The sequence below is a fragment of the Thalassotalea fonticola genome, assembly GCF_032911225.1.
Lineage (GTDB): Bacteria > Pseudomonadota > Gammaproteobacteria > Enterobacterales > Alteromonadaceae > Thalassotalea_A > Thalassotalea_A fonticola.
In genome coordinates this window covers 3,030,489-3,057,335 of record NZ_CP136600.1, presented here as the reverse complement: position 1 = coordinate 3,057,335, position 26,847 = coordinate 3,030,489, and the positions used below count along the sequence as shown (strand labels likewise).

The following is a 26,847-nucleotide window of genomic DNA, read 5'->3' as shown; positions in this document are numbered from 1 at the left end:
GAGATCAGAATGCTCCATAGCTGAAACTCAAATCTATTCAGGATTTGTTGCGATTAAGCTATGATTATTTCTATATTCTGTAGGGGTGCAGTTTTTTTGTTCCATAAATCGCCTATTGAAATTAGACAAATTACCGTAGCCACATTCAAAGGCGATAGTAGTAATATCTTCTTCTGAACTAACCAGTAAGCGACAGGCTTCCATTATTCTAACTATATTTACGAATGAGACAAATGTTCGGCCAGTGGTGGCTCTAAAAAAACGGCTGAAGCCTTGAGGCGTCATGTGTACTAATTCTGCAATATCTGTTTGTCGTATTTCATCAATTAAATGGGCTTGAATGTATTCCATGACTTTGCGCATTCGGCCGCTATGGAATTCACTATTATCGATAGCATATAGCTCACTGGAGAGAAGAGAGTTGTCATTGCTTTGACTGATTAAATCTAAAATTTCAATGAAGCCCGAGAGCCTTGATAGACCATTTTTTTCATGTAAAGATATTAATAACTGGCCTACTTGAGCAGCAACGTTTCCTTTTATTTGCATCCCTCGTTTAGCTCTTGAAAACATTTCAACGAGAACGTGTGCATCAGGTGAATTTAGAAAATCGTCACCTAAGCAGGTTGGTAAAAACTGCATTGTGACAATTTCATTATGTTCATCTTTATTGTTATTAGCCCAACAATGAGGGATGTTCGGAGCAATTAATACTAAATCACCTTCATCGAAATGCTCAACACTGTCGCCAATAAAACGAGTGCCTTTGCCTTTAACAATGAAGGTAAGTTCACATTCTGGATGATAATGCCAACTATGATCATCTTGTAAGTATCCGCATTCAAAGTGTTGCGTTTTAAAGCAACTATTACCTTCAAGCTGTACGGTTTCAAAAAGAGGGTTCATAGCTTTAATTTTCCATTATTACATTAGTACCTTTAAAGGTTATAAGATAAAAATTAATTGTTCAACTTAATCTAAACCTAAGATGATTCTATTGGTTTGTTCATCTTCACCGCCACTGGCAAAATCATCAAAGGCATGCTCTGCCGGCCTAATAATATGCTTTTCAATAAATGGCGCACCTTCTTTAGCTCCATCCTCTGGGTGTTTCAAACAACATTCCCATTCAAGTACGGCCCAACCGTCATAACCATGCGAGGTTAATCGAGAAAATATACCACTAAAATCCACTTGTCCGTCGCCAAGTGAACGGAATCTGCCTGGTCTGTCTACCCAACTTTGATAACCACCATAAACACCGCTGCGCCCATTGGGGATGAATTCAGCATCTTTTACATGAAAAGCTTTGATCCTGTCGTGATAAATATCGATAAACGCTAGATAATCCAACTGCTGTAATACAAAGTGACTCGGATCATATAAAATGTTTACTCTTGAGTGATTCCCAGTGGCTTCTAAAAATCTTTCAAAAGTCACACCGTCATGTAAATCTTCTCCAGGGTGCAGTTCGTAACATACATCTACACCTGAGTTGTCAAAAGAATTTAATATTGGTAACCATCGATTTGCCAGTTCTTTAAAACCGCTCTCTACCAACCCTGCAGGTCGTTGTGGCCATGGATAAACAGTATGCCATAAGAAAGAGCCAGAAAAACTTGCATGAGTTGCTAGTCCTAATCGCTCACTTGCTTTAGCTGCAAGGTGCATCTGTGCAATAGCCCATTCTGTTCTGGCATTAGCATTACCTCGAACTGCTTCAGGAGCAAAACCATCAAACATAGGATTGTATGCAGGATGTACAGCAACCAGTTGTCCCTGTAAATGTGTTGATAATTCGGTAATAGTGAGACCGAATTCGGCTGCAGTTCCTTTTAATTCATCACAATAGTCTTGGCTTTCAGCAGCCTTAACCAGATCCATGCAACGCGGGTCCCAAGTTGGTATTTGAATGCCTTTGTAACCTAAACTCGCGACCCATTGGCAAATGCTTCTAAAGCTATTAAATGGCTCGTTATCGCCCATAAATTGAGCAAGAAATATACCAGGGCCTTTAATTTGTTTCATTGTCTATCTCCTTTAAGAATTTACTGTTAGCCATTTTTCATTTGAGTTATGACTGTTAACGAGGCTTTCAATAATCGCCATGCCGTGAACACCATCCTCTATGCCAGGGTAATCGAAAGCCTTTGGTGATGAGTTTTTGCCTAATTTGTGTGCTTGCACAGCAAGTACAAAATTTCGATATATATTGGCAAATGCTTCCAGATAACCCTCTGGGTGTCCCATAGGTGTTCGGGTATTTGCAGTCGCGAGAGCTGAGTTATTACCACCAGTTCGCATAATTTGCATCGGCTCATTTAACCATTTTAATACCAGACTATTAGGCTCTTGTTGGCGCCATTCTAATCCGCCTTTATCACCATAAGCTCTGATCGTTAAATTGTTTTCTTCTCCGCAGGCCACCTGACTAGCATGTAAAATCCCTTTTATGCCACCACTCATCTTCATTAATGCCATGCCATCATCATCAAGCAATCTACCCGGAACAAATGTTGTTAATTCTGCACACAACTGTTCAATGGTTTCGCTGGAAATATATTCAGCCAAATTTGCGGCATGGGAGCCTATATCTCCCATACAGCCACTTATGCCTGACGTTTTAGGGTTTGTTCGCCAAGCGGCTTGTTTGTTATTGCTGTCTTCTGCTTCAGTTAGCCAACCTTGAGTGTATTCAACGATAACTTTTCTCAAATTTCCAAGTTTTCCATCGGCAACAATTTGTCGTGCCTCTTTCACCATTGGGTAACCGGTATAAGTGTGGGTTAATCCAAAAAGCAGTCCTGTGTTAGCAACAATTGCAGACAACTCTTTTGCTTCGCCTAAATTTAAAGTAGCGGGTTTATCACAAATGACGTGAAAGCCCGATTCTAAAGCAGCGCAAGCCACAGGAAAGTGCATATGATTCGGCGTGACAATAGCGACAAAATCCATACGTTCATTTTCAGGCAAGCGCTGTTCAGCAGCGAACATCTCCTGAAAACCTGGGTAATTTCGATTATCAGGAATACCTAGCTCTTTACCTGATGCAAGAGCCTTATTCGGCTCGCTACTAAATGCACCGCATACTAGTTCTATCTCGCCATCTAAAGCTGCTGCAAAACGATGAACTGCGCCAATAAATGCGCCTTGGCCACCGCCAACCATCCCCATTTTTAGCTTTTTAGTCATACTGATATCCTCATTAAAGTTAAGTATTTATTTTGTTATTTCTTTGAATGTTAAATTTATCTCGTGCGTCATTGGCTGATTAGCTTTAAGAGTACACTTGGGAAAGTTAGTTTGGTTAGGTGAATCAGGATAGTACTGAGGCTCTAAACAGACTCCCTCATGCGCACCGTGAATACCTGACAACGCAAGTTGGTTTCCTGTGTAACATTGTAAGCCGGGTAATGTTGAATGTACTTGTAACAACAATTCAGTATCGTAGCTGTATAATTCAGCTAGCAACTTTAATTCATTAGCATTGCCAAAAGCCCAGTTATGATCAAACCCGCCATGACAAACTATTTCTGGGTGTTCACTATTGATGATGCTATCTAATTTAGTAAATTCTCGTAAATCAAAAGGGGTGTTTACAGTCGACTTTATCTCCCCTGTGGGGATTTGCTGTTCATTGTGTGGTGTATAAAAACCGGTTGGAATTTTAAGGTAATGATTTTTTATTTCGTCAAACCCAGATAAATTAAAATAACTATGGCTGGTAATATTAAATACAGTATTTTTATCGCTTATGGCAGTCCAATATATCTTTAACGTGTGATCAGCTTTTAACTGATAAATTAACGTAACTGTGGTGTTTCCCGGGTAGCCATTTTCACCATCTTTAAGTTTCAATTGCATTTTTAATTCACAATCACTGTGTTCTAAAACATCCCAATATTTTCGGTGAAACCCGTTTTCGCCACCGTGGAGATGATTAGGATGTTCATTAATTTCTAGATGATGCGCTTGATTGTCTAATGAAAAATTTCCATTTGAGATCCGATTGCAGTATTGGCCTGCAATGGCACCATGATACATGGAATCATTAAGGTAATGTTCTGGTTTGTCATAACCTAAAATGGTATTGATTTGGCCATACTTTTTGGTTGGAACAATGAATTCAACAAGCCTTGCCCCAAGATTGATTATTTTTACTTGGGTTCCTTGACTATTTTTAAGCTCAAATTCTTGTAGCTGGCACATATTTAGTTCCATGACTTATAAGAGTCGCAGTTAACGAAAAACTACCTATAAAACTATAGACAAATTAAAACGAAGACTACCTGACAATTATCGTTACACAGGTATTTTTTTAGCCCGTAAAGTTCTACCTGCTGACTTTAAGGCTAAAAAAGTATCTGTAAAAGGCTAAGGGTTAAGTAGAGGGGCGGGGCGTTTACGCTTTATAGTGATATTCCAGTATTCATTTTTAATAAGTTAATTATCAAGGGGCAAACAAATGAAATTATTGCGTTTCGGACCAAAAGGCCAAGAGAAACCGGCAGTATTAGATAGTGAAGGCAATATTCGAGATCTATCAACAGTAATTAGTGATATTTCAGGAGATCAGCTGTTGCCTGAAAACTTGCAAAAGTTAGCGAACGTTGATGTAGAGCAACTAGCTATCGTTGATAAAGATGTTCGCCTTGGTTCTTGTGTTGGTTCCGTGGGTAAGTTTATTTGTATCGGTTTAAATTATGCAGATCATGCTGCTGAAGCTAATATGGCAATTCCGGAAGAGCCTATTGTATTTACAAAATGGTCGAGTGCTATTTGTGGTCCAAATGATGATATTGTGAAGCCAAGAAGTAGTATCAAAATGGATTGGGAAGTTGAGTTAGGCATTGTCATTGGTAAACCTGCCAAATATGTAGACGAAACCGAAGCGGAAAACCATATCGCCGGTTATTGTTTAATTAACGATGTTTCAGAAAGACATTTCCAGTTGGAAATTAGCGGTGGTCAATGGGATAAAGGCAAAGGCAGCGATACTTTTGGTCCAACAGGTCCTTGGTTGGCAACGAGTGATGAAATTGAAGATGTACACAATCTTGGCATGACTTTAAGTGTGAATGGAAAATGTTATCAAAATGGCAATACTAAAACGATGATCTTTAAGCCTGCATTTCTGGTTAGCTATTTAAGTCAGTTTGTTACATTAGAGCCTGGTGACATCATCTCTACTGGTACACCTCCTGGGGTTGGTATGGGGCAATCACCTGAAGTATTCTTGAATGTAGGTGATAAAATCACTTTATCGATAGATGGATTAGGTAGCCAAACTCAACAAGTTATTGCAGACGAATAACTATTTAATATTCAGAGTTTTTATAAATGTCACAACTAAAAAAGCGAATCAGTAAAACTGACTCGCTTTTTAGTGTTTGTTTATAAATACCCAGTAGTTGTGATTATCGAGTTAATCTTTTACTCGATAACTTTTAATGAATTGGTAGGCATCTCGACAAATTTGTTCTTCTGACTCATACATTTTTCGCCAAATTTTAACCACTGGTATAAGTTCAGGTAAATTCAAGCCAAATGCCTCAACGGCAAAAGTACCGTTATAACCAACTTCTTCTAGTGCTGCAAAGGTTTCATCCCAGCGCACATGACCGCTACCAGGAGTGCTACGATCATTCTCAGAAATGTGGACATGGTTAATTAGGTGAGCATTCTCTCGAATGGCCTCTGCAACGTCTTTTTCTTCAATATTGGCATGGAAGGTATCGTATAAGATCCCAACATTGGGATAATCAATATCTTTAACCAAACGTGCCATATCAGCTGTCGTATTCGTTAAGTAGCACTCAAAGCGGTTAATGAACTCAAGGCTGATTTCAATATTCATCTTCTGTGCATAGGCAGCGGTTTCCCTCATTACTTCAACACTCCATTGCCATTCTTGGGAGGTTGGTCCCTGGCCGGTAAAAACACCTAAGGCGGTATGTAGCAAACCGGATATTTTATTTGCGCCTAATGCATTGGCACAGTCTATTGCTCGCTTATTATTATTAACAGCAAGTTGACGTACTGCAGGATCTGGTGAGCAGGGGTTGTCCTCTTCTCCTCTTGCGGTAATTGATAAAGGGATCAAGCCAATGTCTTTTAGTTGTTCTCCTAACCATTGGTAATGACTGATGTCATCAACATTCAAAATTGGAATTTCAACCATATTATAGCCGCTATTTTTGACTAACTTCAGTTCTGGCAGGTGTTCTTTGGTAACGTGGGTGGTCCACAGAAACATGTTCATTGCGCAATTCATTTGTGCTCTCCATTCTGATTTGATCTGATAAAACTGTGTAGATCAGCATAATGTAATTGATTACATTGTGTCAAGAGAGAGCACCTAATAGTGAAATTTATGGGATTATTTAGTTTGAGGAGCGGCTGTAGAACTTCTTATAATAAGCTGGTGCGGAACAATCACCGGAGTCGAATCAATTTTTGAGCCTTCAATTACATTGCATAATTGATACATGGTTTTTTCACCAATTTCCTCGCCGGGCTGGGCAATAGTGGTCAGCGGCGGATCGCTTATCTCAGCATAACGAATGTCATCAAAACCAATAACAGATACATCTTCAGGCACTTTTAGGCCATAATTCTTAATTTCGTATATCGCACCAAGGGCCATTTCATCATTGGCACAAAGAATTGCGGTTGGTCGTTGATTTTGATTTAAGAGTCGTCGAGTTAGTCGTCTACCATCTTCAATTGTAAGATTTCCATCTGAAATTAAATCTTCACAAGTGTCTAAATTATGTTCATTCATCGCAAGTCGATAACCAGATTCGCGTTCGCCAGAAACGCCAGTTGATAATGACCCAGAAATAAATGCAACTCTTATATGCCCTAGAGAAATTAAATGATTAGTTGCCGCGATAGATGCAGCTCTGTTATCTATTCTAACACTTGGAAAATCAATTATTTCAGGCGTAGCATTTTCACAGCTTACGATAATAGGAGGATGCTTCTCTGGGCTACTTGCGTGTGATAAGGCATGTTTAAACGGTGAAGAACTTCCCAATAATATTATGCCATCAGCTTGATTTGAAAAAAACATACCGGCCATTTTATCAGCAGGTAAGGTATTAAATTGAGTGTCTATTATCATGATACTAAAGCCTTTTTCGCTGGCTACCGTCTCAATGCCTTTCATTACACTACCAAAGTGAGGAACCCCAATTGAAGGCATAACAACAACAATCGTATTGGATTTTCCGCGGCGAAAGTTTCTTGCAAGGCTGTTCATTGAATAGCCAGTTGCTTTAATTGCAGCAGTTACCTTTATTCGAGTTTTTTCTGTTAATAGCTCTGGAGTATTTAAAAAACGTGAAACGGTTGCGGTTGATACGCCTGCCTCTTTGGCTACTGCTTTAACTGATGACATATGAATATAAATTTCTATTTGGTTAACTAAATGGTATCGATTTCATTGTTAAATTTACTTCAAACTCAGGGATTTGCCTATGTTTTTTTCAGAAATTAGCAATTTAGATTAATTATTTACATGGTTCGCACGCTAATTTAACGAAAAGGGAAGCTTAAATTAAAATGTAATTGATTACATAATGCCCTTGATCTTCTTAATGTAATAGATTACATTTAAATGACAAGCCTAATATTTCGACGATTTAAAAGTGAATATTTAGGTTCACTTTTGGAGAGATAGCATGACAAAAAATGTAAATGACGGAATTAACCGTCAAAAAATATTCCTTATAAGCGTTATCGCATTATTTACTTCAGGATTGAGTGCTGCATTAAGAGCATCAATTGCTGGGGATATACAGGGAAACTATCTAGATGCAATTGATTTAGCGAGTTCGACAATAATGATAGGAGAGATCCTTGGTATTAGCTTTTTAGGGTTTGCATTTTCTTTATTTTTTTCAAGTCCGTTGTTGGATGCTATTGGTATGTCAAGGTTATTGATGCTATCCGCAGTTTGTTTTATTGGCGGAACATTAATCGTGATTTTTGCCGATGCTTTTGCTGTTGGAAGTGATATTTACTGGTATTTATGGGGTGGAATGCTAATTAGTGGTATTGGTTGGGGCTTAGTCGAAGGAACCACAAATCCATTGACTACATCGTTATATCCTGAAGATAAAACCAATCGCTTGAATATCCTACATGCATGGTGGCCAGCAGGATTGGTGGTTGGTGGACTTTCAGGTGTAGCTCTTTCGGCTTTCGACTTGAGTTGGAAAGTACAATTTTCATTAGTATTACTACCTTCATTGGTTTATGCCTATATGGTTTTTGGTATGAAATTTCCTTTAACTGAGCGGGCAGCTGCGGGTGTGAGTATGAAAGAAATGCTCACTGAAATTACACGTCAACCAAGCTTTTTCGTTTGGTTAGGTGCAATGATATTAACCGCAGCTTCAGAATTAGCTCCGGGTCAATTAGTTGATTTGGTACTTACTCGCACTGTCGGTATGGACGGCATTTTATTACTCGTTTATGTAAGTGGATTAATGTTTGTAATGCGTCACTTTTCAGGTGTGCTACTGCGTTTTATTTCTCCGGTAGGTTTATTATGGTGCTCTTGTGCTCTTGCTGCCGCAGGTCTATATCTTCTTAGCTTTGCAAATTCACCATTAACGGGATTTCTTGCGGCGACAATATGGGGTATTGGGGTTTGTTATATGTGGCCTACTATGCTGGCAACCGCATCTGAGCGATACCCTCGAGGTGGCTCATTCTTTATCGGTCTAATGGGCGCTGCAGGGGCATTATCTATTAACTTTGTGTTACCTGAATTGGGCGGGATTTTTGACCAAGCTAAACAAGATTTTGCTGGCGGCATACAAGCGTTTTCTCTATTGGAAGGAGAATCTTTAAATGCGGCATTAATTTCTGCCGCAAGAACTACATTTCAGTCTATAGCCTTGTTTCCTTTGTCTTTACTATTTGTTTTTGGGGCTATTTGGTATCGAGAGCGCTTAAAAGGTGGCTATTCACCAGTACTTGTGACTTCTAAAGAATTATCAAAATAACATATAAGGCACGATTATTATCGTTGCTTTATTAATAAGAAAAATAATCTTTTAAAACAGGATGTTAGCATTATTGACGACAGTGCTAAGAAACTGGGGATATTAAGGTTAGTAAAAATGTAATCAATTACTTTTAAAAATTGACTACAACATTCATAATGAGAAGTGGGAGACAACATGAAACTAAATATATTAACTAAAGCGATGCTGTTAGCAGGAGCTACATCTTTAAGTAGCTATTCTGTGGCAGAAGAAGCTGATAACACACAAGCGGATACTGAAAAGAAATTGGCCATTGAAGTCATTACAGTGTCAGCACAAAAACGTTTGGAATCACAACAAGAGGTTGCTTTAACGGTTAATACTTTTGATGCTGATACATTATCAAAGTCAGGCGCTTTTGAGCTGACAGACATTGAAAAAATGACTGCTGGATTTAGCATCTCTGGAGAATCAGGTCACGATGCGGGTATTAGCATTCGTGGTATTGGTGCTAAATCTATTTCTGGATTAGATCCTGCTGTTGCGGTATTTATTGATGGTGTAGTACAGAATAATGTTGGTTCAGCATTTGGCTCTTTGCTTGATATTGAACGAATTGAGATTTTACGTGGCCCACAAGGGACTCTATACGGAAAAAATGCTCCCGCAGGTGCTATTAACATTATCACTAAAACTCCGGACTCACTCGAGTTTGGTGGCAACGTTGAAGCAACTTACAGTTCTTGGAATACCCAAGAATATAAGGGTACTGTAAATATTCCTCTTATCGAAGATGTTCTCGCCGCTCGTGTTTCTGGTTTGTTTTCAGAATCTGACGGTTACATTGAAAATAAATTACTTGATAAAGATGCCAACTCTAGAGAGCGTTCGGCAGCGCGTTTAAAATTGTTATACACGCCAATGGAAAACCTTTCAGCTATTCTTAATGTTAATTACAGTGATTCTGAAGTCGGCAACCCTCTGCAACTGATGGGTGATAGTATTTATGAATTCGAAACATTCGAAAATGATCCTGGAATCGCTGAAGATAAAAATGAATCTGTCTCTCTTCAAATTGATTGGGAATTAGATTCCTTAGAATTTACTTTAATTAGTGCTATGCAGGATTATGAATTCACTGGACCTAGAGATAATGATTTTTCTCCTGCTGAAGTTGGCATGGGCGGATCAATTTTAACTATTGATCAAAAATTAGAAAGTGAAAGCCATGAGTTTAGAGTGACTTCTTATGATAATGACAAATTTGAGTTTATGGCAGGGCTATTTTATTCTAATCAAGAATTAGCCGGTGGCAGCTTGTTTGATAATGGTTTCTTTAATCAAAACATTAGCGGCGTCGATGTTACTGAAAGCTTTGGTATTTTCACTAACAACACCTACTTTTTAGATGATGATTGGTCCGTTACTTTTGGTTTACGCTACAGCGATGACAGAAAGTCAGCAACAACCACACAGGTAGATAGTATTCTAGGTGAAGTTCAAGGTCGTGATAGTGAACATTTTGAAAGCTTTTCTGGAAGTTTAAAGCTTCGTTATATGCCTACAACTGATCAAACTTATTATGTTTCTCTTGATCGAGCCTACCGTGCCGGTGGTTTTAATGTGGTTGCTCCACAACATTATAAAGAAGCTGGTTACGATAAATACGATTCTGAAACAAGTAACGCCATTGAAATTGGCTCGAAAATTCAATTTTGGGATAACCGATTCCAGTTAAATACGGCAGTATTTTATCAAGAGTTTGATGATTACCAATACAACATGTTCTTAACTGAACAAGCTGTCGCTTTTGCTCCATTTTTTGTTGTTTCAGCCCCAGCGGGTAATGTGCGCTTAAATGGCAGTGATGCCGAAGCTAAAGGTGCTGAAGTTGAGTTTACCGTATTATTATCAGAACAACTGACGGTAAAAGGCTCTGTTGCTTACAACCACATTGAAGTTGGCAGCCTTGAAAATGTACCAACTACCTTTGCTGATGCCGGATACGCAACAGCTGGTCCTGTTATTATTGACCCGCGTGTAATGCCAGGTGCTGGTGGTGATACCTCTACCATCCCGACAAAAGATGTCTCCGGAGAAGTTTTAAAAGGTAATCCACAATGGACGAGCAGCTTATTTGTAGAATACGCAGATGAATTTGCCGATACATCTTTAGACTGGTTTGTACGTGCAACGGCTAAATATAATGGTGAAAGAGATAAAGCTGTTTTAGATAGCTATGTGACCGCTGACCTATTTGCAGGATTACGAAGTAATTCTGGTAAGTGGAGTATTACCGCATGGGCGAAAAATATTACCGATGAAGAGTATTTAATCTTTGGTAATGATGCTGAAACGTCAGGATTAGGTGTTGATGTTGGTTTTCCTGCAGAGCCTAGCTCTTATGGTGTAACACTTGGTTATTCTTTTTAATTAACATTAAGGCCTAATGGTTCATTAGGCCTTTAATTTTGGAGAACTCATGAGTAGAAGACGATTTTTAAAGCAAGCGGCTATAGTACTTGGAGCTAGCATTTCAACTTCAGTAACCGCGGCAGTACTGAAAGGTGCAAGTAACAAAGTAACGTCGAACATGTCGAAGTTATCCTCGCAACAACTGTCGGCTTTAACTTTACTTTCTGAGCGAATTATCCCGAAAACAGATACTCCAGGTGCGATAGATGCTGGTGTACCTGATTTTATCAATATTATTGTTTCTCAATGGTATAACGATGAGGAGCGATTAGCGTTTTTCTCAGGACTAAAAGCGATGGACAGCTTTTGCATTAAGCAATGCAATTGCCCATTAGTACAAGCGTCACCAGTACAACTAGATAGTGTTTTGACAGAATTTGAAATGCAAGCAGTTAAGCATGAGAAAGCGTTACATGAGACAACGACGCATGAGAAAACGTCGCCTGAGCAAACGTCAAAGCCAATTTTTACGACGTTAAGAGAATTAGTGGTAGTTGGCTTCTTTACCTCTAAGGTTGGAGCAACTCAAGCCCTTGTACATAATCATATGGCCGGAAAATTTGTCGGTGATTACCCTTTGAGTAAAGTGGGTAAAGCCTGGGCGCCATTCTATTAAATAGCAGAGCGAGTAAGAGTTATGTTGAACAATACAAATTATGATGCAATTGTTGTCGGCTCTGGTATTTCCGGAGGTTGGGCGGCAAAAGAATTAACCGAAAAAGGCTTAAATGTTTTGATACTTGAGCGTGGTCGTCCGGTGGAACACGTCAAAGATTATGTTACCGAACATAAAGGCATTTGGGACTTTAAATATCGAAATATGCCTGATCGGGAGCTTTATGATAAAGAGTACTTTGTTCAAAAGAACAATCATGCTTTTAGTGAGCTAACGCGTCATTTTTTCAATAATGATCTAAAAAACCCCTATGACTATAACGAAGATAAACCGTTTTATTGGCTACGAGGTGATGTACTCGGCGGTCGTTCTTTAACTTGGGGACGTCAAGTTTATCGTTTTAGTGAACTAGATTTCAAAGCAAATAAACAAGACAATCATGGGGTTGATTGGCCGATTCGTTACGATGATATTAAAGATTGGTATTCATACGTAGAAAAATTTATAGGCGTAAGCGGCCAAGCCGAAAACTTGCCACAATTACCCGATAGTGAATTTTTGCCGCCAATGCAATTCACCAAAATTGAACAAGACATGAAAAATAGCATCGCCGAGCATTTCGATGATCGGATGATGACTATTGGCCGATGCGCTATTTTAACAAAGCCACATAACGGTCGTGCCCCTTGTCATTACTGCGGGCCATGTCATCGAGGCTGTATGACAGGTTCATATTTCAGTAGTCAGAGCTCAACATTACCAGCGGCAAAAAAAACCGGTAAACTAACCATCCGTAGCCACAGTGTTGTTGAAAAGCTCGACTATGATCCGTTAACCAAGAAAGTTACCGGTGTGCAAGTTATTGATGCTAATAGCAAAGAGAAAATATTATTTACCAGTAAGTTAGTATTTTTATGTGCCTCCACTGTCGGTAGTACGCAAATTCTGCTGCATTCCAAATCAGAGAATTTTCCCAATGGGCTAGCCAATAGCAGTGGCGTATTAGGACACTACTTAATGGACCATACTATCGGTATGTCTGCGATGGGAGTCATTCCTGGTAGTGAAGAAGATTATCATTATGGCAATCGACCTAATGGTACTTATATTCCTCGTTTCAAAAACCTCAACAAACAGCAAACTAGTTTTCTTCGCGGATACGGATATCAAGGTTGGGGAGGGCGCATGGACTGGCGGGGAACTCATGCTGCCAAATCAGGTTTTGGTAAAGATTTTAAAGAAGATTTACAGCAGCCTGGACCTTGGGGCGTTGGCTTAATCGGCTTTGGTGAGTGTTTGCCTCGTTTTGAAAACTATATGAAATTATCGACAAGCAAAGTAGATAGCTACGGTATTCCGCAGGTGGAATTTAACTTCGAATGGAGTAAAAACGAACTCGATATGCGTGAAGATATGGCCAAAGAAGGCGAGGCTATCTTAAAAGCTTGTGGCGCCATTGATATTGAACTGTCAACACATATTCATCCTGGTGGCGGCGCAATTCATGAGATGGGTACTGCCCGCATGGGGAACGACCCTAAAACTTCCGTATTGAATAATTTTAATCAATGCCATGATGTGGCCAATGTTTATGTCACCGATGGTTCTTGTATGACGTCCGCTTCTTGCGTGAATCCGTCATTAACGTACATGGCGTTAACAGCAAGAGCCGTAGATCATGCGGTAAAACAATTGGCAACAAACTTTAGCTAAATAAACCCGCAGTTATGGCGGCTTTATTTAGTATTTAATGTAATCGATTACTCTTGTGTGAAGGGCGTTTAGGATTGAATTACATTTAGGTGCTCTAGGAGCACGATTTCAACAGAATAAAGTGAATTGTATTAACTATAAATACATTTCGTATTGAGGCAGTTATGACATCAGTGTCGAATAAAGAAATAAACATAGATGGTGAATCGACTAAATTTGATCGATATTTCCAAAGCAGCATTGGCTCTTGTCATGCTTATTTAACTCTGCGTGAAGACTTTCGCAAGCATGTTCGTACGGTGCAGCAGCAGATTGGCTTTAATAGTCTCAGGTGTCACGGCATCTTTCATGATTGGGTTGGCGTTTATAAAGAAGTTGAAGGTAAACCGGCTTATAATTTTCAAAATGTTAACAAAATATACGATTTTTTCCTTGAACAAGGTCTGCGTCCCTATGTAGAGCTTAGTTTTATGCCTAGTGCTCTGGCAAGCGACGAGTCAACTATATTTCATTATCAGGCGAATATTAGTCCTCCGAAAGATTTAACGCTTTGGTCTGATATGATCACTGCTTTTGTTAGTCATTTAATCAATCGTTATGGTGAAGAAGAAGTTCGCCAATGGTATTTTGAAGTATGGAATGAACCTGATCTTAAAGATCTATTTTGGTCGGGCAGTCAAGCAGATTACTTTGAATTATATCGCCATACCGTTACAGCAATCAAAACGATTGATCCATCCTTGAAAGTTGGTGGACCGTCAACATCAAAAAATCTTTGGATCAAGGAAATCATTGATTTCTGCGAAGAAAATAACCTACCGATCGACTTTATTTCAACTCATCATTACTGTGCCGATGCAGCCCTTGAAACTGATGCCAATGTATTTAACTTAGAGTACCGAGGGCAAAAAGCTATGCTTAGTGATGTCCTTGAAACTGTTAGATTAGTACGAAATTCAACGTTTTCTAAAGCTGAAATTCATTACTCTGAATGGAATGTTTCGCCATGTCATGAAGACAGATATGGTAAAGATTCTGAGTTTACTGCTGCGTTCCTATTGCAAACATTAAAAGACTTAAGTGGTGTGGTTGACTCGTATTCGTTCTGGTGCCTGTCTGATATTTTTGAAGAAACAGGCCCTGGAAATAGCCCTTATTCCGGAAAATATGGTTTGGTTAATATGCATGGTATTAAAAAAGCAGCCTTTCACGCTTATGAGTTTTTAGCAAAGCTGTATGACAATGTTTTACCTGGTACTGGTGATTCAAATTGGGTGACGCGCTCAAAATCTGGAAATATCAGAGTGTTAAGCTGGAACTTTAATGAGCCAATAAGTGTTGATTTTAATGGTGCAGACTATGTACTTGATGAGCAAGATAAAGAAGAGTCCTTCGCTTTAACACAAGTTAGTGGTCAATATAAAATTAAAGGCTACCGGGTCGATAAGCTAGTCGGTAACAGCTATCGCAGTTGGCAGGCTATGGACTCACCGGAGTATTTATCTACTAAACAAGTTAATGAACTAATTGAATCATCTGAGCCAGCTCTATTTTTAGAACAAACCGTTGAATGCGACGGAGAATTGACTTTAAAACACTTGTTAACACCTTGTGCGATTGTATTCTATGATATTGAAAAGCTTAACTAACATTACTTGATGGAAATTAAATAATGACTCAGTCAAATATAAAATTATCGGTAACTGAAAAATTAGGCTACGGCATGGGCGATGCCGCAAGTAATATTATCTTTCAAACAGTTATGACCTTCTTAGCCTTCTTTTATACTGATATTTTTGGAATTTCAGCAGCCGCAGTTGGCACACTATTTTTGTCAGTGCGGTTACTTGATGCAATCACTGATCCTGTTATGGGCGCGGTTGCGGATAGAACGGAAACAAAATGGGGTAAATATCGACCTTATTTAGTTTGGCTTTGTATTCCTTATGCGGCTATTTGTATTTTAACGTTTACCACTCCTGACTGGAGTGAGAACGCCAAGCTGGTCTATGCTTTTGTCACCTATGGTTTATTGATGATCATGTATACGGCTATTAACATTCCATATTGTGCCCTTGGTGGAGTGTTAACTTCAGATCCAAAAGAGAGAGTCTCAATTCAGTCCTATCGATTTGCTCTCGCGTCGCTAGCCGGCATTATGATCACCGCATTTACTTTGCCATTGGTTGATTTTTTTGGCAATGGTGACAAAGCGCAAGGATATCAATTTACCATTATTTTAATGAGCATGATTGGTGTTGGCTTATTTATTATTTGCTTTGCCACCACAAAAGAGCGCATTCCAAGTCCTAAGAGAGCGGACTATTCGATAAAACATGATTTAAAAATGTTGCTGAAAAATGACCAATGGATTGTTGTTGGTATTATTACGTTTATCGTGATGTTTGCAGTTATTTTAAGAGCCACTGTTTCTTTGTATTACGTCAACTATGTATTAAACCGCCCTGATTTGGCGACCGCATTTGTCACTACGGGGATGGTGGGGATGTTTTTAGGTACTTTGTTTGCCAAACCTATCACCGACAAATTTTGCAAGGTAAAGGTATATAGCTACACCACGTTAACCATTGCTTGCTTATGCTTTGCTTTGTATTTCCTCGATAACAGTTACGTACTCTTAGCTTTTGGCTTTCAATTTTTGATCGGCTTTTTACAACAGATGACCACGCCTATTATCTGGGTGATGATGACTGATACTGTTGATTATGGTGAATTGAAAACTGGTGAGCGGATGACTGCATTCACTTTTTCGGGTTCGTTGTTTATTCTAAAACTAGGTATGTCTGTTGCGGGGGCAATTGCAGGCTGGATTTTGGCTTTTTACGGTTATCAGGGGGCGGAGCAGCAAACCGAAAGGGCTCTAGAAGGCATTAATTTACTGTTTACCATCATTCCTGCTACGGCATCTCTAATTGCCTTCGGGTTGGTTCGAAAATATAAACTAAATAATGTGCAATTAAAAAATATTCAACAACAGCTAAGTGCCAGACCAGACATGACTATGGAGAGAGCGTAATGCCCATTTCTAATATTTCCCGCAGAAATATACTTAAGTACTCCCTAGGTATTAGTGCAATGTTAACAGCATCAAATAAGTACGCTATGGCAAAAGAATTAACACAGCAGCAGTCTACTAAAGCATCGGTTTTAATCGATAATCCGGGAGTGCAACTGTACAGTGTGCGTGACCACCTCGGTAACAATGCCGGTGCTACCTTTGAAAAGCTGGCAGCGATTGGTTATAAGCATGTTGAATGGTTTGATGTGACTACCTTAGCCGCACAGGCAAGCCTTGCTAAAGCTGAAGATTTAACTATCACTAGTGCCCATGTGCTATCACCATATTTAACTGGTCAGCAGCGATTAAATATGAATATACCAACATCGTTAAGCTCACCAGAAAAATTGATTGAAACGTTAAATTCACATGGTGTGAAAAATTTGGTTTTATCGTATTTATTTGAGGATGAACGACAAAATCTTGAACAATATAAGCAGTTAAGCGACCACTTAAACCGGGTTGGAGAGTTATGCCAGCCAGCTGGTATTCAACTTTGCTATCACAACCACGATTTTGAATTTAACCGATTCGATGAACATTCCCCGTTTGAGCTGTTTTTGCAAGAATTAGACTCAGAAAAGGTTAAGTTTGAACTTGATGTGTTTTGGGTAAAGTATGCAGGCCTAGAGCCGGCGAAATTAATCACCGAGTTAGGTTCTCGCTGCCATTTACTACACCTAAAAGACCTTAAACAAATGCCTTCAATGAAAGAGCCTGCGGAAAAAGGTTTTTTTCAACCTTTAGGCCAGGGAATTATTGATTTTCCCGCGATACTATCAGCCGCACAATCTGCCGGGGTTAACTGTGGATTTGTCGAACAAGATCATACCAGCGGCAATATTTTCACCGAGTTAACCACAAGTTTAAATTATTTGAAAACATTGAATTCCCAATCAGGACAGCTTTTATGAAATATTTTAAAGTAATCATCAACATCACTTTATTGTCTTTATGCTTTTTATTGGCAGCATGTGACAAGCCGAATACGCCTGCACAGCAAGTACAAAAAACGACAGCAGAAATCAGAGTATTATACGTAACCAGCGTTGGTTGGTTTCATGACTATCAACAGCAAATTAAACTGTTAAGTTCAACCATCCAACAATCAATTAATGCCGATGTCGACGTTATTGTTGGCGATGTTGAACGCTTGAAAACCACCGATTTTTCAAAAGGGTATGACTTGCTTGTTTATAATTTTTGTCATGCAGCACAAAGAGATGAACAACTCGTACAAAGTTTAATTACGCCGGTCACAGAAAAATCGATACCGGCAATTGCACTGCATTGTGCTATGCACTCATTTCAATTTGATCCTCAGTGGTCAGAGTTTTTAGGATTACATACTTTACGTCATGAGACCCAGCGTAGTTTTAATATCGAAAAAGTCGGTGATCATGAGCTTGTTAATGATATCTCGGATACCTGGGAAGTTGCCAGTGACGAACTCTATATCACCCTTAGTGAAAATCAAAAAACAACTCCATTATTAAAAAGTTTTGGCGTGGAAACTAAGGCTTATCATACCCAAGCTTGGTTATATCAATCAGGCAAAGGGCAAGTGATTGGTACAACTCTTGGGCATAATGAAGAAACATTGGAAGATGAAAATTTCCAACTGTTTTTAAGTAATAGTATCCATTATTTACTGGGTAAAGAAGTACTGGCTAAAGAGTTGGGGCCTGAAACTATCAAAAACAAACCGAGCAAGGTCAATGTTTTGACCAGTAACGTTAATTATCCAAATGCTGATGAAAAGAAATGTGTAATTCACAATATGTTTTCTATCGGCGGTGAAAAGGTTAAGGCGTGTATCAGCAATCGTTGTGACAATAGTGACAACAGCGCCGACAATGCCAGCTGCACCGCGCAGTGCCAACAAGACAATCCGTGGCCTGTGCCAGAAACGCTAAGAGAAGATTGCCAAAATAATGTGCTGAACTCTCCAAAATAAGCATGAAAATTTACCAAAAAGGAAATTCAAAATGTCTAAAACATTGTTAAAAGCATTGCTTGTCAGTGCAGGGTGCGGTTTATTGCTTTCAGCTTGTGCTGATAAGCAGCAAACAGCTGTTGATGATAAAGCTGTTATAACAGAAGTTAAAGCAGTTAAACCTGTTGTTATTAACGATATCACTTGGGATGATTTTCAACCATATGGTTGTAAAGTCGAACGCTTGAAAGCGAATCAAATTAAAATAAAAATTGCAGCGCAACCATGTACTTTGATGTTAATGAGCGACAAATTAAGTCAATTGAGTAAAGATAAGTGGTTGTCTTTTATGCGCAAGGGTGATGGTAAAAAAGCGCTAGGTACTAGTATGCTTTTTTGGTCCAAAAATAACCAAGGACAAAGACCTGATTTAACCATAGCGGATGGTATTTTCCCAGATTTGCCTTCTCGTCGAGCAATTCCTCTGACACTGCTGGCAGAAGGTCGTGGTACACCGAAAACCCCAGGTTCTTTAATAGGTTTTGCTTTTGGTAGTGGTGTTCACCTCGATGAATGGGCAAGGTTTGCTGTTTCAGTAACGAATTTTTACGGTGGAGAGCAAACGGTTATTTTAGATGAATTCATGTTTACTGATATCGAGCCAGATTATCCGGTTGGCGATAAAGTAATGGTTGATGAAATTGGCCAATGGACAGTTGTTGATTTTAAAGACAAGCTTTCTGATGCTGATGCCATGATTCAATATTTAAAAAGCGAAGCAAGTAAAGCCGTACCAGAGAGAGAGACGGATACCTTAAGTCATTTTGGCGGCATTAAAGCCAAGAAATATGATGCGACAGGTTATTTTCGTACCCAGTTTGATGATGAACGATGGTTCCTCGTTGATCCGCAAGGATACGCTTTTTACAGTATTGGTATTGATATAGTTGGCGCAGGTGTTGCTGGTAATATTGATGGTATAAAAGGCTTACATGAATGGTTACCAAGTGAAGATGACCCTACTTATTCAAAGGCATGGATTCAGGCTGATTACATTTCAGATATTCGCTCTGAAACAGGATTATCTAGCGCTAACTTATTCGATTTTGGTACGGCCAATTTAATTAAAGCGTTTGGTGAAAACTGGCACCAGAAATGGAGTGATATTACGGCGCGCCGTTTAATTGAATGGAACGTAAATACTATTGGTAATTGGTCTGATATGGATTTTGCTCGAAGCAGTAAAACACCTTATGTTATGCCTATGGAAAAATTCCCAGTAACCAGCAAGCGTATATTTAGAGACTTCCCAGATGTTTTCAGTGAAGAGTATGCGAATAAATCTAAGGCTTTTGCTCAACAATTAGCAACCTATAAAGATGACCCATATTTAATTGGCTATTTCATGAATAATGAGCCCGGTTGGGCATATATTCCAACTATTAACTTAGCTGAAGAACTACTCTCTAAAGGTGATGGCTTTGTTTCTAAGAGAAAACTTATAGAGTTTTTAACTAAACAATACGAGGGTGATATTCAAGCCTTTAATCAGGCATGGAATACCAAATTTGCACAGTTTAGTGATTTAAATAAACCAATTAGACGCGCTGCAGAGTTATCTGAAACGGCAGGAAATGATTTACAAACATTCTCAACAACTTTGCTTGAAGAGTATATCCGTGTGCCTGTTGCAGCCACGAAGAAAGTAGATCCTAACCATTTGAATATGGGGATGCGCTGGGCATCTAGTGCATTAAAACAAAAATGGCGTTTTGCAGGTAGTCAATATTTAGATGTGTTTTCAATGAACAACTATACTGATGACCCTACTATGCGCCTAGATATTGCCGCAGATATGTCTGGTGGAAAACCAATTCTTATTGGTGAATTTCATCACGGCTCAATGGAAGGTGGGCATCCTACTTACGGCGCTCGTTGGACGAAAACAGAAGCAGAAAGAGCTATTGCTTATCAGTACTATGCTGAAAAAGCAGCAGCGCATCCTAATAGCATTGGTATACATTACTTTGCCTACAATGATGACCCTGTACTAGGTAGGTTTGATGGTGAAAACTTCCACCACGGCTTTGTAACAACGGCTCATAAACCTTATACAAACTTTATCGAAGGTTATAAAGCTGCTAACCAAGGTATCTATGACGTATTACTTAAGAAACGTGAACCAGTAGAAAAGTACCCTGAAGGTATGGTTAAGTTCATCCCAATGAGCTTTTAAGGCAATTAAAACCCAGAACGGAGTATGTGATAGGCATGCTCCGTTATTATGTGTAGTAGTGTCATTACCAAGGGAGACTGTCGGACTAATTACCGAGCGACTTTGTCGTAGCAACCTTATCAGTTCACCACCATGTCAGCAATAAAACGGCCGTTATTAGGCCGTTTTCAGTAATGACAGTGACTTTTCAACACGCAATGCCGTTGTATTCATTTTTTCCCGAAGCCATATTCCTCGAACACCGTTAGGGCTGATATCTAAACCGTATCTAGCATTTAGCTGTAGAGCGACCTTTTGTTGACCAAGATGTGGATGTTCAAGAGAGAAGTTTATGACGGTTTTCTCGACATCAAGATCCACACAGTTTTTATGTCGTAGATTTGGTGTTTCTTGCCGTTTAAGCGCATCGGCACCACCTTCTTTCACTAGCTTTAAATGGCGATAAATCGTATCGCGAGAGACACCGCTCAATCTCGATGCTTCACTGATATTACCTAATTTTTCAGCCAGTGCTAACACGTCCAGTTTCTTTTGGATTTCGAGCTCTTCCGTATCGAACTTGCTGGTCTCAACGACTTCAGATACCTGTAAGCGGCGAGCCGCGAAGTACGCCGTAAATCCTTTTTTACTGGTGTTTCTAACTTCGATTTTTTGATTCGCAATGGAATATTTTAGCGGCGAATCAATCAAGTACAACTTGTTGCCATAGCTGAAGGTATGGTCGTTTCGTATTTTACGGTGCTCTTTAATCACGCAGATATCATCAAGGTTAATGTGCGTGGGCAATGGCGTAAACTCCGATGCCCGATCTTTGGCTTTGACTTGAATCTGTGATTGCCAGAACTGTGGTATAAACACATGTTTCAGGTACGCATTAGCACTTGCCATGTCTTTAATGTTGTTTAACCTTAACTCTGGCACAAGGCGGTCTTGGAAGGTATTAAAGGCACGTTCAACACGGCCTTTACCTTGCGGTGAATTAGCAAAGATAATTTCAATCCCTAACTCTTCACAAGCCCGTTGCATTTGTGAGAAGTTGCAGCGTTTTGGGCCGCCAAAGATACCCGCTCTATCCACATATAGCGCTTTAAAGAGTCCTTTGGACTCGATACAGTCCCGCATCACTTTCAGGCAACCAACCGTGGTTTCTGACGGGAAAAACTCAGCATGCACTTCACTGGTGGCATCATCAATCATCGCGATCAGGCAAGACTTTTTATCGCCGAACCAACGATGAGGGCTACCGTCCATTTGCAGCAACAAACCTGGTGACTCCATACGTTCACGTCTTTTACGTGCTTTAGCTCGTCTGCGCTTGGCTCGCTTTACGTGATGAATGTTGTGTGCCCAAGACCGTAGTGTCTCTCGCTTAACCAAAATATGCTCATTAACCTCAAGCAACTCGGCTAAATGCAGTAGGTTCACATCAAAGTATTTCTCTTTGATCAGTGCCTGGACTTGGCGCTTGAGCGAATCCGGCGTTTTATTCACAGGCGCTTTGCCAGTATTTCGATGAACAACAAATTGAATACCGACTTTCAGATATTGTTGAAGGTAACGTTCTATGGTTCTTCGAGATTTGTTGAGGAGCTTGGCCGCATTAACAATAGTCATTTTGTGCTCAGCGACTTTAGCAATAATATCAACGGTGAGTTGGGCTTTGGAATCCATCACGATCATCCTCTGCGTTCCTCAAATATTCAAAACAGAATACTTAAGAAAGACTGATAAAATAGATCCGTCAATTTCCCTTGGTAATTAGCGATTACGACAGAATCGCTTGGTAATTAAGATACGACAAAGTCGCTTGGTGTTAACATTATTATGTGTAGTAGCTCATACTTGGTCTGGCAATACTGAATATTAGTTTTGACTTAATCGTACATTTTGTTTGATCAGTAATTGCCACACAGCAGACACTAACCATCAAAGCTATTAGGTTGGTTCATATTAGGTTTTGTACCGATAACGTTCGCAGGTAAAAAGAAACACGTTGTGGAGCGAAACGCAGTATCGATTTACCTACTGAAAAGACTGTAACAATGGATGTCTTACTTGTTTTAGCCAGGTTTTCGCGCCAACATGGTCGCAAACTGCAATTTAGCGCCATTGTGCATAGTACCTACATCTTCATTGTATTTAATCAGCTCCCACCCCTCGTAAGCCTCACGCAACTGCCCCGCTTCTAGGGTAAATGGGAAGCGAACTGGGCATGGGTGTTCTTCAGTGCTCATGGCACATACAATTAGGTTATAACCACCGGGCAGAGTACGCTTATGCATATCAGCAATAATAGCATCAACACGAGGTGGGTCGATAAACATTAAGGTTACAGTACAGGAAATAAAACCATAGTCGTCACTAAGGCTCGCATTGTTAATGTCGTACACATGAGTCTTAATATTATTCATCTTCTCTTCAATACTAATACTTTGTAGCATATCAATGGCACTGGGATTAGTATCTATGGCGGTAACGTTAAATCCGAGTTGGCCGAGATACACAGCATTACGCCCATTCGAACACCCCATATCTAAAGTATCGCACGGCTTAATTATTTTGCATGCCTCTACCACTTCACTATGCGCGGGATTTAAGCCGTAACGGCTATTTAGATCAACTATCATGGTAATAACTTAGTTTTGAAATGAGGGCTATTATCTTACTACTGATCTTGCTCTATTGAATATGAATAGATGTATTTTATAGACTTTATTTGACCTTAATCAACAACACTGCCTGTTGGAATTAAGTCTATCGAGATCCGTTATTTGTCATCAACTTCTGGATTCGTATCTTGAGGAAACCGTTTTTATATTTTAAGCGGAAACCATCGCCCGAATAAGCGGGATTTAATAGTTGTCTAATTCATTAGAAAATATATCACAAATGTTTTTAAGCTAGCTTCCTATTTGCGAACCGAATAGACTGTTTAATCACCACATAAAATGCTAAGTAATAAATTCAATGGCTAATGGGCGAGTGCTGCCACAAAGCTGAAGGTTTGTGCTACGGATACTAAGGCTCCTAACAAATACCGATTCGGAGCTTTAGGAAGCAAACAAATCACTTCTCCTAAGCAGACCGTTGAAACTTTGAAATCAAGGTTCTTCTACTACCGCTATTGGCACTGACCTGACGGATCGAGCTTGTCATTTTGCCTTCCTTTTTAGAACCGAATCGAATAACTGAAAAGCCGGAATTTAAAAGTTTCAAACGTCTGCTTTTGAGTTTTCCTATAGTTTTCTTCAGAAATCAGTATTCAGCTTTTGTGCGGTGCCTGAATATCAATAACCTAAACCTTCTGCTTAGAGAACTTAGTTGTCAGTCTTGATAATGTAATTCATTAAATTTGTAAATTCTCACAAACTCAGATTATGTATTGCTTGAATGCATCGCCCAGGGTAGGGCGATTATTGAAAGGGTTTATTTCATGTAAAAGCGATTAAGCTACGGCTTTACTATTTACAAGTTCAGTAACGAGCTGCTCTAAAATATTTTGATCTTTGGCAAAATTTCGAATACCTTCCGATAGTTTCTCGCTAGCCATGGCATCTTCATTATGTTGCCAAGTAAAAGTACATTCATTTAATGAAATGAGGTCATTCACATCTTTAGTAACAACATTCTTTGGCGATAGTTTTGTTTCAAGTAGCCCTTTTGTATCTTGCAGTTCGTTAAGTAAGTTGGGAGAAATAGTCAGTAAATCACAACCGGCTAATTCGATAATTTCATTGGTATTTCTAAAGCTGGCGCCCATTACTACGGTTTCATAACCATATGTTTTGTAATAGTTATAAATACGGGTAACTGACATCACCCCTGGATCATCAGAGCCAGTGTAATCTTTACCTTCATTTTTTTTGTACCAGTCTAAAATACGACCGACAAATGGAGATATTAAGGTAACTTTAGCTTCGGCACAGGCGATGGCCTGGGCCATTGAAAATAAAAGGGTCAAATTACAAGCAATCCCTTCTTTTTCGAGTTGTTCAGCAGCTTTAATTCCTTGCCAGGTTGAAGCGAGTTTTATCAGTACTCTACTTTTATCTATCCCTGCCTTTTCGTATAAACTAATTAGCTTGCGACCTTTATTGATACTGGCCACTGTATCAAAGGACAAACGTGCATCTACCTCTGAAGAAATACGACCAGGGATATGTTTTAATATTTCACAGCCAAAATTAACGATCAGTTGATCGCAAATATCATCAATATCATCATCGGATTTTTCAATAGCATCAGCAATTAAGTGTTGATATTGAGGCAATTTGGCCGCTTGTAAAATTAGTGATGGATTGGTGGTTGCATCCGTCGGGTTTAACTTTTTGATCAAATCCACGTCACCGCTGTCGGCAACGACAACGGTAACTTTTTTAAGTTGTTCTAATAAATTCATTCCAACCTCATTAAACATAACGATTTACGATGTTTTCTAACAGTTCTTGTCGGCCAGACACTTGTTTTGGATTTATATCTTGCTCAAGCACAAGTTGCGACAAACTGTCTAAATTTGCAGTACCGTTAAGAATGCTTTGCCCTAATTCATTTTTCCAACCGGCATAGCGTTGCTCGACAAAATTAGATAATGGCGCATCTTCTATTAACTTCGCCGCATTTAATAATGATTTAGCCATGGTATCCATGCCGCCAATATGACCAATAAATAAGTCATCACGAGCACATGATTGACGACGTAACTTAGTATCGAAATTAAAACCACCGGTAGTTAAGCCGCCGGCTTTAAGAATTTCGTACATAACTAACGTGCACTCTGCTACATCATTAGGGAATTGATCTGTATCCCAGCCATTTTGCATATCACCGCGGTTTGCATCGACACTGCCCATAACACCCTTAGCACAGGCGGTAGCTATTTCATGATGAAAACTATGGCCCGCTAATGTAGCGTGATTTGCCTCGATATTCACTTTAACTTCATCTTGCAGGCCATGCTCATGTAAGAAACCTGCTACCGTCGCCGTATCATAATCGTATTGATGCTTAGTTGGTTCCTGTGGCTTAGGTTCAATGAGTAAAGTCCCTTTAAAACCAATTTTATGCTTGTGTTCAATAACCATTTTTAAAAAGCGGGCATATTGTTCACTTTCTTGTTTTAGATCGGTATTTAGTAACGTATCGTAGCCTTCTCGACCACCCCACATTACATAATTCTCTCCGCCTAAGCGGTGAGTAACTTCTAGGGCGTGTTTAACTTGTGCCGCAGCATAGGCAAATAATTCAGGATCTGGGTTAGTTGAACCACCGGCACAAAAACGCGGGTTAGAGAATAAGTTAGCAGTACCCCATAATAATTTAACGCCGGTGCGTTGCATTTCGCCTTGGAAAATCTCAGTGATGTGATTTACGTTTGCATGACTTTCTTTTAGTGTTCTACCTTCTGGGGCAATATCTGTATCATGGAAACAAAAATATGGCGTGGTGAGTTTTTCGAAAAATTCGAAAGCAACTTTAGCTTTTTGTTCGGCTAATTGTAGTTGGTTTCCTGTCGGTTGAATCCAAGGCAAATCAAAGGTCCCAGCACCAAAAATATCAGAGCCTTTCCAGCAGAAGTTATGCCAATAACAGGCAGCAAAACGTAAATGTTCTTTCATCGTTTTACCAAGTACGACTTGATTTTCATCGTAATATCTAAAGGCTAGTGGGTTTGTGCTATTTTCGCCTTCAAATTGAATTTTATTGACGTTGTTGAAAAATTGCTCGCTCATTTGGTTCTCCATTTAAATAATTTTATTGCTAGAATAATTTGATTAGTTGCTCACTATCATTAAG

At 39.4% G+C, this 26,847-nt stretch carries 20 protein-coding genes; 10 read left to right on the top strand and 10 right to left on the bottom strand.

The genetic code is table 11. From position 1 onward, the window contains the following. Positions 1 to 33: 33 nt before the first annotated feature. The 4 genes from RI844_RS12390 to RI844_RS12375 all read right to left on the bottom strand — a co-directional run bounded on the left by RI844_RS12390 (position 34) and on the right by RI844_RS12375 (position 4,209). On the bottom strand, positions 34 to 906 hold the full coding sequence (locus tag RI844_RS12390; protein ID WP_348394982.1) for an AraC family transcriptional regulator: 873 nt from the start codon (positions 904 to 906) through the stop codon (positions 34 to 36). A gap of 66 nt (positions 907 to 972) precedes the next feature. Beyond that, positions 973 to 2,028, bottom strand: a complete 1,056-nt coding sequence (locus RI844_RS12385) for a sugar phosphate isomerase/epimerase family protein (protein ID WP_348394981.1) — start codon at positions 2,026 to 2,028, stop codon at positions 973 to 975. Positions 2,029 to 2,040: 12 nt separating this feature from the next. Continuing rightward, positions 2,041 to 3,192 (bottom strand): Gfo/Idh/MocA family protein, encoded by a 1,152-nt coding sequence (locus RI844_RS12380; RefSeq protein WP_348394980.1) that lies wholly within the window; start codon positions 3,190 to 3,192, stop codon positions 2,041 to 2,043. A 27-nt stretch (positions 3,193 to 3,219) separates the two neighbouring features. Beyond that, positions 3,220 to 4,209 carry an aldose epimerase family protein gene (locus RI844_RS12375; RefSeq protein WP_348394979.1) on the bottom strand — a complete coding sequence of 330 codons (990 nt, stop codon included), beginning with the start codon at positions 4,207 to 4,209 and terminating at the stop codon, positions 3,220 to 3,222. 256 nt (positions 4,210 to 4,465) lie between these two features. On the opposite strand from RI844_RS12375, the gene RI844_RS12370 reads away from it, so the two are divergent. Beyond that, positions 4,466 to 5,314, top strand: coding sequence for a fumarylacetoacetate hydrolase family protein (locus tag RI844_RS12370; RefSeq protein ID WP_348394978.1), 849 nt, complete (start codon positions 4,466 to 4,468; stop codon positions 5,312 to 5,314). Between the two features lie 111 nt (positions 5,315 to 5,425). On the opposite strand, the gene RI844_RS12365 is transcribed toward RI844_RS12370, so the two are convergent. Together RI844_RS12365 and RI844_RS12360 are read right to left on the bottom strand one after the other, a co-directional pair. Further along, positions 5,426 to 6,274: a sugar phosphate isomerase/epimerase family protein gene (locus tag RI844_RS12365; RefSeq protein WP_348394977.1), complete on the bottom strand. Its 849-nt coding sequence runs from the start codon at positions 6,272 to 6,274 to the stop codon at positions 5,426 to 5,428. A gap of 105 nt (positions 6,275 to 6,379) precedes the next feature. Continuing rightward, entirely contained in the window at positions 6,380 to 7,402 is a 1,023-nt protein-coding gene (locus tag RI844_RS12360) for a LacI family DNA-binding transcriptional regulator (RefSeq protein ID WP_348394976.1), read from the bottom strand. Between the two features lie 283 nt (positions 7,403 to 7,685). Between RI844_RS12360 and RI844_RS12355 the strand changes: the two genes are divergently transcribed. The 9 genes from RI844_RS12355 (at position 7,686) to RI844_RS12315 (ending at position 21,054) form a co-directional block, all read left to right on the top strand. Next, positions 7,686 to 9,017: an MFS transporter gene (locus RI844_RS12355; protein ID WP_348394975.1), complete on the top strand. Its 1,332-nt coding sequence runs from the start codon at positions 7,686 to 7,688 to the stop codon at positions 9,015 to 9,017. Positions 9,018 to 9,194: 177 nt separating this feature from the next. Next, entirely contained in the window at positions 9,195 to 11,432 is a 2,238-nt protein-coding gene (locus RI844_RS12350) for a TonB-dependent receptor (RefSeq protein ID WP_348394974.1), read from the top strand. Positions 11,433 to 11,481: 49 nt separating this feature from the next. Next, the gene (locus tag RI844_RS12345) at positions 11,482 to 12,090 is read left to right on the top strand and encodes a gluconate 2-dehydrogenase subunit 3 family protein (protein ID WP_348394973.1); all 609 of its coding nucleotides are present in this window, start codon (positions 11,482 to 11,484) and stop codon (positions 12,088 to 12,090) included. A gap of 21 nt (positions 12,091 to 12,111) precedes the next feature. Further along, a complete protein-coding gene (locus RI844_RS12340; RefSeq protein WP_348394972.1) occupies positions 12,112 to 13,803 on the top strand; it encodes a GMC family oxidoreductase in 1,692 nt (563 codons plus the stop codon). Between the two features lie 164 nt (positions 13,804 to 13,967). Next, positions 13,968 to 15,452, top strand: coding sequence for a GH39 family glycosyl hydrolase (locus RI844_RS12335; RefSeq protein WP_348394971.1), 1,485 nt, complete (start codon positions 13,968 to 13,970; stop codon positions 15,450 to 15,452). A gap of 23 nt (positions 15,453 to 15,475) precedes the next feature. Beyond that, positions 15,476 to 16,840 carry a glycoside-pentoside-hexuronide (GPH):cation symporter gene (locus RI844_RS12330; RefSeq protein WP_348394970.1) on the top strand — a complete coding sequence of 455 codons (1,365 nt, stop codon included), beginning with the start codon at positions 15,476 to 15,478 and terminating at the stop codon, positions 16,838 to 16,840. A gap of 59 nt (positions 16,841 to 16,899) precedes the next feature. Next, complete coding sequence (locus tag RI844_RS12325) at positions 16,900 to 17,796, top strand: sugar phosphate isomerase/epimerase family protein (RefSeq protein ID WP_348394969.1); 897 nt, start codon at positions 16,900 to 16,902, stop codon at positions 17,794 to 17,796. Next, positions 17,793 to 18,839 (top strand): ThuA domain-containing protein, encoded by a 1,047-nt coding sequence (locus tag RI844_RS12320; protein ID WP_348394968.1) that lies wholly within the window; start codon positions 17,793 to 17,795, stop codon positions 18,837 to 18,839. Before RI844_RS12325 ends, RI844_RS12320 begins: the two co-directional genes overlap by 4 nt. A gap of 31 nt (positions 18,840 to 18,870) precedes the next feature. Further along, positions 18,871 to 21,054 carry a beta-galactosidase gene (locus tag RI844_RS12315; protein ID WP_348394967.1) on the top strand — a complete coding sequence of 728 codons (2,184 nt, stop codon included), beginning with the start codon at positions 18,871 to 18,873 and terminating at the stop codon, positions 21,052 to 21,054. Positions 21,055 to 21,210: 156 nt separating this feature from the next. Here RI844_RS12315 and RI844_RS12310 read toward each other — a convergent pair whose 3' ends face one another. From RI844_RS12310 to xylA, 4 genes are all read right to left on the bottom strand, one after another. Further along, entirely contained in the window at positions 21,211 to 22,734 is a 1,524-nt protein-coding gene (locus tag RI844_RS12310) for an ISNCY family transposase (RefSeq protein ID WP_348394966.1), read from the bottom strand. Positions 22,735 to 23,114: 380 nt separating this feature from the next. Then, entirely contained in the window at positions 23,115 to 23,681 is a 567-nt protein-coding gene (gene tehB, locus RI844_RS12305) for a tellurite resistance methyltransferase TehB (RefSeq protein WP_348394965.1), read from the bottom strand. A gap of 818 nt (positions 23,682 to 24,499) precedes the next feature. Further along, a complete protein-coding gene (gene tal / locus RI844_RS12300) occupies positions 24,500 to 25,453 on the bottom strand; it encodes a transaldolase (protein ID WP_348394964.1) in 954 nt (317 codons plus the stop codon). A gap of 10 nt (positions 25,454 to 25,463) precedes the next feature. Next, on the bottom strand, positions 25,464 to 26,783 hold the full coding sequence (gene xylA / locus RI844_RS12295; protein ID WP_348394963.1) for a xylose isomerase: 1,320 nt from the start codon (positions 26,781 to 26,783) through the stop codon (positions 25,464 to 25,466). Between the last annotated feature and the right edge of the window lie 64 nt (positions 26,784 to 26,847).